A 12,088-nucleotide genomic window follows, 5' to 3' on the forward strand; every position below is an offset into this window, starting at 1 on the left:
TTAACACGATTTATCAGGGGTGTATAGAGGGAAATGGGGCTAGGGTGTTGCAGCAGCGGCGCTGGAGAGGCTATGATGATGACATATAAGAGAAGGTTGAATCCTGGAAGAAGAGCCGGCCCATGCGTTTCATGATCGCATGGAGGCCGCCCTTGGATTCAACTCAAACAACGGGAGGCTGCAAGATGACTGGAGAAACAAAGGCTCAGCTTCATATCGCACTTATTCAAGCTGACATTGAAATAGGCAACGTCCAGGCCAACATGGATAACATGCTCGCCATGATGGAGAAGGCGGCAGCGGCGAACCATAAGCCGGACGTGATCGTGCTGCCGGAGATGTGGAACACCGGATATGCGCTGGACCGGATCCAAGAGCTCGCCGACCCTATGGGGCAAGAAACCTCTTCGATGCTGAGCGAGTTTGCTCGAAAGCACCGCATCCAAGTCGTCGGCGGTTCCGTAGCCGAACGGATCGAAGACCGGATTTATAACAGCATGTACGTATTTAACCGGAACGGGGAGCAGATCGCCAAATATTCCAAAATCCATTTGTTCCGCCTGATGGACGAAGAGAAGTTCCTGCAAGCCGGACAGCAGACCGTAACCTTTGATCTGGAAGAAATGAAGGCGGGCGCGTCGATCTGTTACGATATCCGGTTCCCGGAATTGTCCCGCACCCTCGCGCTCGGCGGCGCTCAAGTGCTGTTCGTGCCTGCGGAATGGCCCCATCCGAGGCTGCATCATTGGAGAACGCTGCTCATCGCCAGGGCGATCGAGAACCAAATGTATGTCGTTGCCTGCAATCGCGTAGGAACCAGCGGCGAAACGGACTTTTTCGGTCATTCCTTGATCATTGACCCATGGGGCGAGATCATCGCCGAAGGGGATGAGCGGGAAACGATCGTGACAGGCATGCTGGATTGCAAGCTCACGGATGAAGTGAGAGGACGCATACCGGTTTTTGAGGACCGTCGGCCTCATTTGTATTTCCAATAGAACATGTAAGATCCAAACCTCCAAATATGAAGTTTCATCTGGGCAGCGGCGGGTATACTATGGGTAATCCGTCTGAGAGGAGGCTTTGAATCATGGCAGAGAACAACCAATTCGACAGCCGAAACAATGAACAGGAACAAGAACAGAAAGAGCAGTTCCGCAATTTTGTTGAGAGCGTAGCCGGAGGCGGGAACGGGAAAAACGAATCGATTCAGGATCAGTCCCGTACCGCGGACGAACAGAACCGAATGATCGACCAGCATAATTTGCGCAAATAGGGTTCGGTTTATGATGATCATGGGTAATCTTTTGGCTTTCAGGTAAAAAAGAAAAAGAGGCACAGCCGTTTGTCGTTCGACGATGGCTGTGCCTCTTTGCTTATTATTCGTTTTAAACTGCATTCATTTGCGATTATTTATCTTGAACGCCTTCTACCACAAGCTTGTCCATGACCTGCTTGAACGTGTCGATGAACGCATCCGCCGCTTTGGACAAATACCGGCCGTTTCGGTAAGCGACGACCAGCGTGCGGCTCGGCACCGGATCCGCGAGCGGCAGATATACCGGAATAAACTCGCTGCGTTTCGCTCGGGCAATGAACCGGGGAACCAGCGTGATCCCCATCCCGGTAGCGACCAGAGACTGGAGGGTTTCGATGTTGCTGCTCTCGAATACAACGTTCGGCTCGAAGCCGGCCTCCCGGCATATATCGAAGGTTAGCTTCCGGAAGCCCTGACCTTTCTTGAGCACGACAAACGCTTCGTTCCGGATTTCGTCGATCGTAATGGGCCGTACGGGATCGGAGGCCGCCCGCAGCGCAAGCGGGTGCTGGGGAGGAACCGCCAAATCGATCATTTCCTCGCCGATCGGAATCCAGGACAAGGACGGCTCCGCCAGGGGCAGCGCAAGCAGGCTGAGATCCGCCTTGCCGCTGGCCGTCAGCTTCTCCAGATTCATGGAGGAGTCCTCCAAAAGGGTGATTTCGATATCCGGATATCCTTTTTTGAAAGCAGGCAAAACTCGGGGCAGCAGATGAGAGCCGGTTATCGGCATGCTGCCCACGACGACTTTTCCCTTTCGTAGCTGGGAGATGTCCGACATCTCCTGTTTCAGCTGCTCGACGGCGTCCATGATCTTCTGCGCATGCTCGACAAAGCTGGCACCGGCATGGGTAAGCTCGACGTTGCTCGTATTGCGCTGGAACAGCAGCACCCCGAGCTCTTTCTCCAGCTTGGAGAGCTGCTGGCTCAGGGAAGGCTGGGCGATATGAAGCTTCTCCGCGGCGCGCGAAAAGTTTTTGTCCGCCGCGATTTGCAGCGTATATTGCAGTTGTCTCAATTCCATGTAAGCATCACTCCGTTATAGCTGAATCCTATTACATCTATAGATATTATATCTTGGAACAATGAAGAAGGAAATGATATATTACTATCAACGTAAAGATGATGCGTTGCAGGCCTTCCCAATAGGGATAAGGGACTCAAGCAATTATCTTCTCATGGACGTAAAGAACAATGGGGTGATTATGATGAGTAAGAAGACAATGTTCGAAAAAATTTGGGATAACCACGTGATTCATCAGGAAGAAGGCAAGCCGGGTATTTTGTATATCGACCTGCATTTGGTCCACGAGGTGACTTCCCCTCAGGCATTCGAAGGTCTGCGTCTCAGCGGCCGCAAAGTGCGCCGCCCGGAACTTACCTTCGCCACGATGGATCACAACGTACCAACGAAAGACCGTTTTAACATCACGGATCCGATTTCGAAGCAGCAAATCGACACCCTGACCAAGAACTGTCAGGATTTTGGCGTTACCCTGTATGATCTGGACACGATTGACCAAGGCGTAGTGCACGTTATGGGCCCTGAGCTTGGCTTGACGCATCCCGGCAAAACGATTGTGTGCGGCGACAGCCACACATCCACTCACGGCGCATTCGGTGCGCTGGCGTTCGGTATCGGTACGAGCGAGGTTGAGCACGTCCTGGCAACCCAATGTTTGCAGCAGGCTAAAGCGAAAACCATGGAAGTTCGTTTTGTTGGCCGCCGCAATCCGGGCGTAACGGCGAAGGACATGATCCTTGGCGTCATTGCGAAGTACGGAACCGATTTTGCAACAGGCTATGTCATCGAATATACGGGCGAAGCCATCCGCGAGTTGTCGATGGAAGAGCGTATGACGGTGTGCAACATGTCCATTGAAGGCGGAGCCAGAGCGGGCATGATCGCTCCGGATGAAACGACGTTTGAATATTTGCGCGGACGTCAATATGTTCCGCAGGAAGAAGCTTTTGATGCTGCTGTAGCAGCTTGGAAAGAGCTTGTGACAGACGAAGGCGCCGAGTTCGACGTGGTGGTTGAATTCGACGTGGAAACGCTGATCCCTCAAGTAACCTGGGGAACGAGCCCGGGAATGGGTACCGACATTTCCTCGACGGTTCCTAACCCTGCAGACTTCAAGACCGAGAACGAGCGCAAGGCAGCGGAGAAGGCGCTGGAATACATGGCGCTTGTGCCAGGGACTCCGATGTCCGAGATTCCGATCGACTATGTCTTCATCGGTTCTTGCACGAATGGACGCATCGAGGATTTGCGGGCAGCAGCAGCTGTAGCGAAGGGACATAAAGTGTCCAGCAATGTGACCGCCATCGTCGTTCCGGGATCGGGCCGAGTGAAGATTCAGGCCGAAAAAGAAGGGCTCGACAAAATTTTCGTCGAGGCAGGTTTCGAATGGCGCGAAGCAGGCTGCAGTATGTGCCTTGCGATGAATCCGGATGTACTGAAGCCTGGACAGCGCTGCGCTTCCACATCCAACCGGAACTTCGAAGGTCGCCAGGGCCGCGGGGGCAGAACGCATCTCGTATCGCCGGCAATGGCAGCGGCAGCTGCGGTTAAAGGACGCTTCGTGGATGTACGTGATTGGAACTTTGCAGCCGAAGAAGTTGTGAGCTAAGAAGGACGGAGGAGAAGTTTATGCAAGCATTTACGAAATTAAACGGTATTGTCGCACCTGTCGACCGGGTGAATGTAGATACGGACGCAATTATTCCTAAACAGTTTTTGAAACGCATTGAACGCACGGGATTTGGACAGTTTCTGTTTTACGAGTGGCGGTTTGATGAAGAGGGAGGCAACATCGACAGCTTCTCGCTGAACCAGCCTCGCTACCAGGGTTCGACCATCCTGATCTCGCGTGCCAACTTTGGCTGCGGATCTTCCCGCGAGCATGCGCCTTGGGCGATTCTCGACTACGGGTTCCGCGTGGTCATCGCTCCATCGTTTGCTGATATTTTCTACAACAACTGCTTCAAGAACGGAATTCTGCCGATCAAATTGTCGGAGGAGCAGGTCGAAGAGCTGTTCCAGCGGACGGAATCGAACGAAGGCTATAAACTGAACGTGGATCTGGAGAACAAAACGATTACCGATGATCAGGGATTGCACATCGACTTTGACCTCGACGAGCACCGCCGTCAATTCCTGCTTCAAGGATTGGACGATATCGGTTTGACGCTGCAGCATGAAAGTGCAATCGATGCTTACGAGAAAAAACATGGGGAGCGCTTGTTCGCCTAATTTCGCAATCAGGCTTCAAAAGGTTACAAGATTATTAAACTTCCATTTCCTGTGTAGGAAATGGAAGTTTTTTTTGGTATTATGGAATTAATATGCAGAAGCAGCTAAGATAGATCTACGTTTGATGTCAGTATTTGTCCGGAAGCATGCATACGGGAATACTGATTTACATAGTTTAAGTTTTTTTGCTAGATTTGCTTTTCAAATTCAATCATGGGATGATCGAGGTGGATTCATGAAGAAGTTAGGGTTTGTAATGGTGTTGATAGTCTTCTTGCTGGCGTTTCCGAAGAGCGGCGAGGCCAGTTCTTCAAGTGCGACCATATTTCTTGACGGGGAACCATTGAATTTGTCTTCGGGCGTCCAGGTCGCCAACATGAAGGGCAATGTGATGATTCCGATACGCGTGGTATCCGAGAATCTCGGTTTCAAGGTGGGCTGGGAGAAGGCCAGCCAAACCGTAACGGTTGAAAACAGCGAGAAGACGGTCCGCATGGTGGTCGGCAGCCAGCAGGCCGAGCTGAACGGGGCCCAGGTCGATCTGAATTTGGCGCCTGTCTTGAATGGACCGACCACGCTTGTGCCCCTCCGTTTTGTAAGCGAGCAGATGGGGCTTGACGTGAAATGGGACAACCAATCGAAGGCGGTGTATCTTTCAAGCGCCGCGCTGCCTACAACCGGAGCCGAGATTGATCCAGGTGAAGGAACCAATCCGGGCAGTCAGACGCCTCCGCCTGCGGAATCTGGAAATAAGGGTTCATTGACGGGGCTCAGCTTTAGCGATAACCGTCTCATGATTGCAACGGAAGGCGCTGTGACGCCGAAAGTGTTCAGCATGACGGGGCCTGACCGGATTGTTATCGATCTTCCGGACACCGTCTACTCTGCTTCATTCCTAAGCGGACATGCCGTGAACGCGCAGAACGGCGGCAGTATGGAAGCTGCGGATTATTCCGACGTTACGAATATTCGATATGCCGTGTTCAGCGACAACCCGCCAACCGTGCGTATCGTATTGGATTTGACTGGACCTAAGGATTTTGCGGTGACCCAGGAATCGGGCATCATCATCGTTGATCTGAACGCAGAGGGCGAAATTCTCGTACCGCCGGTGCCGCCGGTTACCGGGAATGGCAAGAAAACGGTTGTCATTGATCCCGGTCACGGTGGTATCAAGCCGGGGTCGATCAGCCTTACGGGAAAAACGGAGAAATCATTTAATTTGGATATTTCCCTTAAGGTTGAAGCACTGCTCAAAAAAGAAAAGAATATCAATGTAGTGATGACTCGCAGCGACGATTCACATCTTGAGCTCAGCGATCGCGTGAAAATCGCAAATAATTTAAAAGCAGATATTTTCGTGTCTATTCATGGAAACAGCAACGCATCCAGCAGTCCCAGCGGTACGGAAACGTATTATACGAGAGATTCCAGCAAGTCATTGGCGGATGTGATCCATAAACATCTTGCAAAAGCGACAGGTCTCAAAGATCGTGGAGTTAAATACGGTAGCCTTCATGTTACGAGGGAAACGACGATGCCGGCTGTCCTGCTCGAGATTGGCTTTTTGAGCAACAAGGGTGACGAAGCCCAGTTGTTTAAAGACGATTTCCAAAATCGTGTTGCACAAGGTATTGTAGAGGGTATTAAAGAATATCTTAAAGTACAATAATGTGTACAAGATTTGATGTAACTTAGAGGGGGACACAAGCCATGAACAAAAAATATTGGATGACCGGATTGCTGGCGCTTCTGCTTGCATTTAGTGCCGGCTGCGGACAGAAGCCGACTGCGGCCCCCGGCGAGACGGGCCCGGATACTGAAGCTGGACAAGTACAGACGCCGCAGGACGAACCGGGCGATGACAAGGCGGCGGATGATCAGAAGCAGGGCGAAGCCGAAGCAACTACCGTGAACGCGAGCGAAGGAACAAGCACGCCGCCGGAGAAAACATCCGCTGGAAGTACGGGTACGCCAGTCGATACGAAGGACGTGAACGCTGCGGAGGATCAAGCGAAGAAAGCGAATATTAAACTCTATTATACGGACCCGGAGATCATGGATTTGAAAGAAGCCAGCAAAGAGATCACGTACTCGGGCGAAGAGGATAAATATAAGAAAGCTTTTGAAGGTCTTCAAAAGAGCGGAGATGCCGAATTGAATCCATTATGGTCGGATAAAATCACGCTGAAATCACTTAAGTTCGACAACGGAGCATTGACGCTGGATATCACCAAGCCGGCAGAGGCGAATCTTGGAGCTGGAGGGGAAATGTTTGCGATTGATGCCTTGCAAAAAACGTTCTTCCAGTTCGATGAAGTGAAGTCCTTGGAATTGCTTGTAGACGGTAATCAGATTGAGAGTTTAATGGGGCATGTTGAGCTGGAGCATCCTATGACTCGAAAATAGAACAAAGGAACTAATTCTGAATTTCATATGAAGGACTAAACACCTATTTCGCTTGTCGAAATAGGTGTTTTTTTGGTAAATAGGGAACAATTTCGCAACTTTCAGTGAGTCTAAGCGTCTATAGGTTGTCAGGTAATGTCGGACAGGCCGAGTGCAGAAACGCCAATCTATGGCAAAATAATAGGATGGTAGGGGTGAAGGATGAAGAAGTTCGGTTTTTTAATGTTTCTCGTTGTCATCATGATTGCGTTTCCTAAAATGGCGGATGCGAGTTCGTACAGCGCAAGGATTTACCTGGATGGTCAACAAATCAATCTGTCATCTGGCGTGAAGGTGGAGAACAACAACGGTATCGTCATGGTCCCGATCCGCGTCATTTCCGAAAATCTCGGTTTTAACGTGAATTGGAACAAGGCAGCGAAGACGGTAACGGTTGAAGACGCCTGGCAAAAAGTGACGATGGTGATTGGAAGTCAGTATGCCGACATAAACGGCCAGCGTGTTCTAATGACGAAGGCGCCTGTTCTTCGAGGCGGAACGACCCTCGTTCCGATTCGCTTTGTAAGTGAGCAAATGGGCCTTCAAGTAAGATGGGATAACACGCAGAAGGCAGTCTATCTTACCTCGTCTTACGATGGCAGTAACCCTGGCGAAGAACCCGGCGTCGCTACGTCGACCGTGGACGGCCTCAGCTTCAGCGAAAACAGGCTGATGGTCGCCGTTACGGGCAATGCGAAGCCAAAGGTATCGAAGCTCAGCAGTCCGGACCGTATCGTCATTGATATGGCGAACACGAATTTCTCCGAGACGTTCAGCAGCAACGCCGATTTCGATGACGTGACGAAGAGCGGCCAGATGACGGTGTCGGGTTACCCGGACGTCAAAGCCGTCCGTTACTCCCTGTATAACAGCAACCCGATGACCGTGCGGATCGTCATTGATCTGAACTATGCCAAGAACTACACCGTATCAGGCCTTGAGAACGGATCGGGCCTGTTCATTGTGGATCTCAACACGACCTCTAACCCTGCGCCGGAACCCGGTACGGGCGGAAAGAAACTCGTGGTCATTGATGCGGGTCATGGAGATCATGATCCGGGAGCGATCGGGGTAACGAAGAAGAGGGAGAAGGATTTCAACCTCGCGATGGCGCTGAAAGTTGAGAAGTTGTTGGCCAAAGAAAAGAATATCGAAGTCGTTTTGACTCGCAGTAACGATACTTTCCTCGAGCTGAAGGATCGCGCGAAGATTGCGAATGATCTGAAGGCTGATGTTTTCATATCGATACATGCTAATAGCGGCCCATCCACTGCAAGCGGAACCGAAACGTATTATTACAATGAATCTGACAAAGCGCTGGCGAATGCCCTTCATAAAGAAATCGTGAAGGCCATGGGTTTAAAAGACCGCGGAGTGAGATACGGCAACTTCCATGTTATTCGCGAGACCAAGATGCCTGGCGCCCTGCTGGAAGTCGGGTTCCTGAGCAACAAGACCGATGAGAGCAAGCTGTTTGATCCGGCAACGCAGGATCGGGTAGCCGAGGCAATTGTCAGAGGCATCAAAAATTATTTGAAGGTTGATTAACGATACGACAGTGATCGTGATTGCAGGAGGTGGCTATTTTGAATAGAAAAATTTGGGCAGTCGGACTTTTGGCAGCCGTTATGCTGATTGGTGCCGGTTGCGGACAGAAACCCGGAGCAGCACCGGACGATACGCCGGAGCAAGTGACACCTGCACCTGATGATCAGACAGGACAGAGCAATGGGGGAACATCGAACGGTTCGGGGGGCACGTCAACAGGGAACGGCGGCAATGAAGCGACAGCGCCGGAATCCAAAACGGAGAGCATTAAAGCTTACTATACGGACCCGGATTTGATGGAGCTGGTTGAAGGCTCGGCAGAGATCTCTTATAAGGAAGATCAGGAAAAATACGAAGCCGCATATCAAGCATTGCAAAAGAGCGATAAGGCCGACATGGTTCCCCTATGGGAGAAAATCGAGCTGAATTCGTTGAAATTCGAGAACGGCGCTCTGACGCTCGACGTGACGGTCCCTGACGAAGCCAACTTGGGTGCAGGTGGCGAGTCGTTTGCCGTCGAAGCCATCAAGAAAACGTTCTTCCAGTTTGACGAAGTAAAATCACTTCAAATTCTGGTCGATGGTCAGCAGACCGAATCGTTGATGGGGCATGTCGATTTAGAAAATCCAATGACTCGGTAATGATGGTTGAAGGAGATCACGATCTGCTGTCGAATATTAGTATATGATGAAGCAGTAGTAATTGAGAGGGGAAAGAAAATGGTACTTAGACACAGCAAACATGTTCATTCCAAAAAAGTGGTCTCCGCCGTCATGGCCGGACTTATAGCATTCGGAGGCGGAGCTTCGATCGTCTCGGCAGATGAAGAAGCAGCACATGCGACAACGGCAAATGCACCCCAAACGGCCATTAACGTATTCAGCGACGTGAATGCCGGTTATTGGGGAGAAAAGTACATTTATCAATTAGCAGCACAGGGGATCGTGACCGGGAATAACGGAAAGTTTCGTCCGAACGATCCTGTAACGCAGCAGGAAGCTGTGACGATGGCGATCCGGTTCTTAAGCATGCAGGATCAATTAAGCAGCGGCGCTGCGACATTACCGACAAATGTTAAAGTGAACGATTATTTTACGAAGTATGTTGAACTGGCTTTTCAGCAAAACCTGCTCGACAAGCAAAAAGAATCCGGATACACGGACGAGAAAGTCATCTGGGGCGCGCAGAAAGCATCCCGGGAATGGATAACCGAAGTGCTTGTCCGTTCCATTGGACGTACCGCGGAGGCCAATGCCGCCAAAAATAAAGCGACAGGCTTTGCGGACAACGCCAAGATATCCCCGGATCGTTTGGGATACGTTAATGTGGCGGTTGAGCTGGGCCTTGCCAAAGGCGTGAACGGAAACAAATTCGATCCGCAAGGGGCGGTTACCCGTGCCCAGCTTGCAACGTTCTTCAGCCGGGCTCAAGCGTACATTACCACGAATTACGAGAATCAGTACAAAGGCTCCATCGCTTCGATTGAGAACGGCAAGCTGGAGCTGTATGCCGACGGCAAGCTGAACTCATTCAAGCTGGATTCTTCCACGGCTTATTTTGCGTCCGATTCGGAGAAAAGATTGCAGTTTTCAGACATCAATCCATACACGCAAGCGGTGGTCGTCGCGAATAACGGAACCGCTGCTTACGTGGAAATTACGGATCCAACCCAGCAGGTGGAGCGGTTTGACCGCACCTATGCCCGTTTGTCTCCGAACAACGTGATTTGGCTTGATACAGGCAGTACATTTGAAGAGCTGAGTTACGAACCAAGCACGGTTTTCCTGGACCAGAACGGTATCCAAATCGATCCGAAGACGCTTGCTGCAGGCAGCTTGCTTACCATTGAGCGCGAAACCTACAGCCCGCAGAAAAAAATCGTGTCGATCCGCGTGAAGAGCGGCTTGGTGAACAAGACGGGAGCGGGCGTCGTCCAAAACGTGGACACGGCGAACAAAAGAGTAACCCTTAAGGACAGCACCGGTTATGAGGACACGTACACGTGGGACGATGCTACCGTCATTCGCTATCAGAATCAAATTCTGTCACCGGCGGAGCTGAAGAATGGTTATGCCGTGAATTTCACGGTAAAAAACAGCATTCTTCAATCGGTGGAGGTCACGCAAAGCGTCGACCGCACGATACAGGCGATGCTGTATTCTGTTGAAGAGAACGGAAAAACCATCACGTATAAGCGCAGCGGAAGCACGCAGCTCGAAACGAAGTTTCTGGCAGAGAAGCCGGAAATTATTATGAGTGGCGTGGCGAAGCCCGTTTTGTCCGATTTGCTCGCTGACGCCGTATCCGGCGATCAAGTGACGCTGACCATCAATGGCGAGGAAAAAATCACGAAGATCGAAGTAACGGGCCGTCAAATGGAACAGCTGGATGCCGTCACCATCGTCAATTACGATGCGAAGACGCACTGGCTGACCGTCAAGGATGCTAACAATCAGCCTCGCGTCATCATCCTGGACGATAAGACGAAGCTGGAATCGAGCAACGGAACAACGCTGGATAAAGTGGAGCCGCTGCTCGGAGCAGGACGCAAGGTCAGCGTATCGCTCATTGGCACCCGTGCGCTTTCACTGGAAGTGGTTTATAAAGTTGAAGGTAAAATCAGCAGTATTAACACAGCCAAGAAAGTGATATCGATTGTGGCCGCCAACGGAAAAGTGGAGGAAATTCCATACAACAGCACGCTGCTTGTAGAAATCTTCGGCAAATCGAACGCTTCCCTGGCGGATGTGCGTGTCGGCGACGAGGTTTCGGCGCAGCTGTCGACCAACCAGGATTACTTGCAGAGCCTGAAACTCAAGACATCCGCGCAGTTCGAGGTCGTATTCACCGAACCGGCGAAAAACCGCATTCGAGTGAAAGCGAATGGCGCTACAAGCGATATTTACACGGACAAAGCAACATTGACCGGCGATAGCGGACAAGCGATCCTGCTTGCAGACCTGCGTCCCGGAACTCTCGTTAATATTACGCTTCAAGGCTTAACGGCTGTTTCGGTTGCGGAAGTCAAATTGACGCTTGGCGAAGTCACCAGCTTGGATGCTTCGGGCAATGTATTGACCGTGAAGGATCATTCGGGCAACAGCCAGACCCTAGGCGTAAGCGGCGGCGTCAAGGTCGTCAAGAATGGTTCGACGGCTTCGAACTTAAGCACGTTGACGCAGGGAGATCGCGTAGAGATTCGAAAAGACATTCAAGGCGTAACGATCATCCAAGTCCTGGAGAAAATCGAGCGTGCGTTCTGGCAGGCGAACAACACCGAAATTCAAGTGAAACGCAAATCGATTAACGATAATTACCGATTTACGTTATCCGATAAAGTATTTGTTCATCAAGGTGACACGACTTTGTCCGTGCAATCCCTTAAGGAAAATGATAATATTGTACTGTACTTAAACAACGGTGTCGTTGTTGAGATCGTAAAACAGTAAATTATCGACCTGGGATTGCTCGAGAAACACCGTCTTGATGCGGGGATTTCCGCATCAAGATTTTTTTTT

The 12,088-nt window shown here is 50.9% G+C and carries 10 protein-coding genes; 9 read left to right on the top strand and 1 reads right to left on the bottom strand.

Going from position 1 to position 12,088, the window contains the following annotated elements; translation table 11 throughout:
* The first annotated feature begins 185 nt into the window (after positions 1 to 185).
* Positions 186 to 998, top strand: a complete 813-nt coding sequence (locus P0X86_RS12370; protein WP_277748582.1) for a carbon-nitrogen family hydrolase — start codon at positions 186 to 188, stop codon at positions 996 to 998.
* A 92-nt stretch (positions 999 to 1,090) separates the two neighbouring features.
* On the top strand, positions 1,091 to 1,276 hold the full coding sequence (locus tag P0X86_RS12375; protein ID WP_009595149.1) for a hypothetical protein: 186 nt from the start codon (positions 1,091 to 1,093) through the stop codon (positions 1,274 to 1,276).
* Positions 1,277 to 1,409: 133 nt separating this feature from the next.
* Here P0X86_RS12375 and P0X86_RS12380 read toward each other — a convergent pair whose 3' ends face one another.
* Positions 1,410 to 2,342: a LysR family transcriptional regulator gene (locus P0X86_RS12380; RefSeq protein WP_015734588.1), complete on the bottom strand. Its 933-nt coding sequence runs from the start codon at positions 2,340 to 2,342 to the stop codon at positions 1,410 to 1,412.
* Between the two features lie 184 nt (positions 2,343 to 2,526).
* On the opposite strand from P0X86_RS12380, the gene leuC reads away from it, so the two are divergent.
* From leuC to P0X86_RS12415, 7 genes are all read left to right on the top strand, one after another.
* Positions 2,527 to 3,951, top strand: a complete 1,425-nt coding sequence (leuC, locus tag P0X86_RS12385; protein WP_277748583.1) for a 3-isopropylmalate dehydratase large subunit — start codon at positions 2,527 to 2,529, stop codon at positions 3,949 to 3,951.
* A 20-nt stretch (positions 3,952 to 3,971) separates the two neighbouring features.
* Entirely contained in the window at positions 3,972 to 4,574 is a 603-nt protein-coding gene (gene leuD / locus P0X86_RS12390; RefSeq protein ID WP_015734590.1) for a 3-isopropylmalate dehydratase small subunit, read from the top strand.
* Between the two features lie 235 nt (positions 4,575 to 4,809).
* Positions 4,810 to 6,246 (top strand): N-acetylmuramoyl-L-alanine amidase family protein, encoded by a 1,437-nt coding sequence (locus P0X86_RS12395; RefSeq protein WP_192572447.1) that lies wholly within the window; start codon positions 4,810 to 4,812, stop codon positions 6,244 to 6,246.
* A gap of 41 nt (positions 6,247 to 6,287) precedes the next feature.
* Positions 6,288 to 6,983, top strand: a complete 696-nt coding sequence (locus P0X86_RS12400) for a GerMN domain-containing protein (protein ID WP_277748584.1) — start codon at positions 6,288 to 6,290, stop codon at positions 6,981 to 6,983.
* Between the two features lie 201 nt (positions 6,984 to 7,184).
* Complete coding sequence (locus P0X86_RS12405) at positions 7,185 to 8,570, top strand: N-acetylmuramoyl-L-alanine amidase family protein (RefSeq protein ID WP_277748585.1); 1,386 nt, start codon at positions 7,185 to 7,187, stop codon at positions 8,568 to 8,570.
* Between the two features lie 38 nt (positions 8,571 to 8,608).
* Positions 8,609 to 9,211, top strand: coding sequence for a GerMN domain-containing protein (locus P0X86_RS12410; protein ID WP_277748586.1), 603 nt, complete (start codon positions 8,609 to 8,611; stop codon positions 9,209 to 9,211).
* A gap of 78 nt (positions 9,212 to 9,289) precedes the next feature.
* Positions 9,290 to 12,019 (top strand): S-layer homology domain-containing protein, encoded by a 2,730-nt coding sequence (locus P0X86_RS12415; RefSeq protein WP_277748587.1) that lies wholly within the window; start codon positions 9,290 to 9,292, stop codon positions 12,017 to 12,019.
* Positions 12,020 to 12,088: the final 69 nt, after the last annotated feature.

This window comes from Paenibacillus sp. BR1-192, assembly GCF_029542445.1.
In the GTDB taxonomy this organism is placed as follows: domain Bacteria; phylum Bacillota; class Bacilli; order Paenibacillales; family Paenibacillaceae; genus Paenibacillus_AQ; species Paenibacillus_AQ lautus_A.

Bases quoted from the DNA above. Each gene is read 5' to 3' on its own strand.
- P0X86_RS12370 (WP_277748582.1), top strand. From the start codon at position 186: ATGACTGGAGAAACAAAGGCTCAGCTTCATATCGCACTTATTCAAGCT.
- P0X86_RS12375 (WP_009595149.1), top strand. From the start codon at position 1,091: ATGGCAGAGAACAACCAATTCGACAGCCGAAACAATGAACAGGAACAA.
- P0X86_RS12380 (WP_015734588.1), bottom strand. From the start codon at position 2,342: ATGGAATTGAGACAACTGCAATATACGCTGCAAATCGCGGCGGACAAA.
- leuC (WP_277748583.1), top strand. From the start codon at position 2,527: ATGAGTAAGAAGACAATGTTCGAAAAAATTTGGGATAACCACGTGATT.
- leuD (WP_015734590.1), top strand. From the start codon at position 3,972: ATGCAAGCATTTACGAAATTAAACGGTATTGTCGCACCTGTCGACCGG.
- P0X86_RS12395 (WP_192572447.1), top strand. From the start codon at position 4,810: ATGAAGAAGTTAGGGTTTGTAATGGTGTTGATAGTCTTCTTGCTGGCG.
- P0X86_RS12400 (WP_277748584.1), top strand. From the start codon at position 6,288: ATGAACAAAAAATATTGGATGACCGGATTGCTGGCGCTTCTGCTTGCA.
- P0X86_RS12405 (WP_277748585.1), top strand. From the start codon at position 7,185: ATGAAGAAGTTCGGTTTTTTAATGTTTCTCGTTGTCATCATGATTGCG.
- P0X86_RS12415 (WP_277748587.1), top strand. From the start codon at position 9,290: ATGGTACTTAGACACAGCAAACATGTTCATTCCAAAAAAGTGGTCTCC.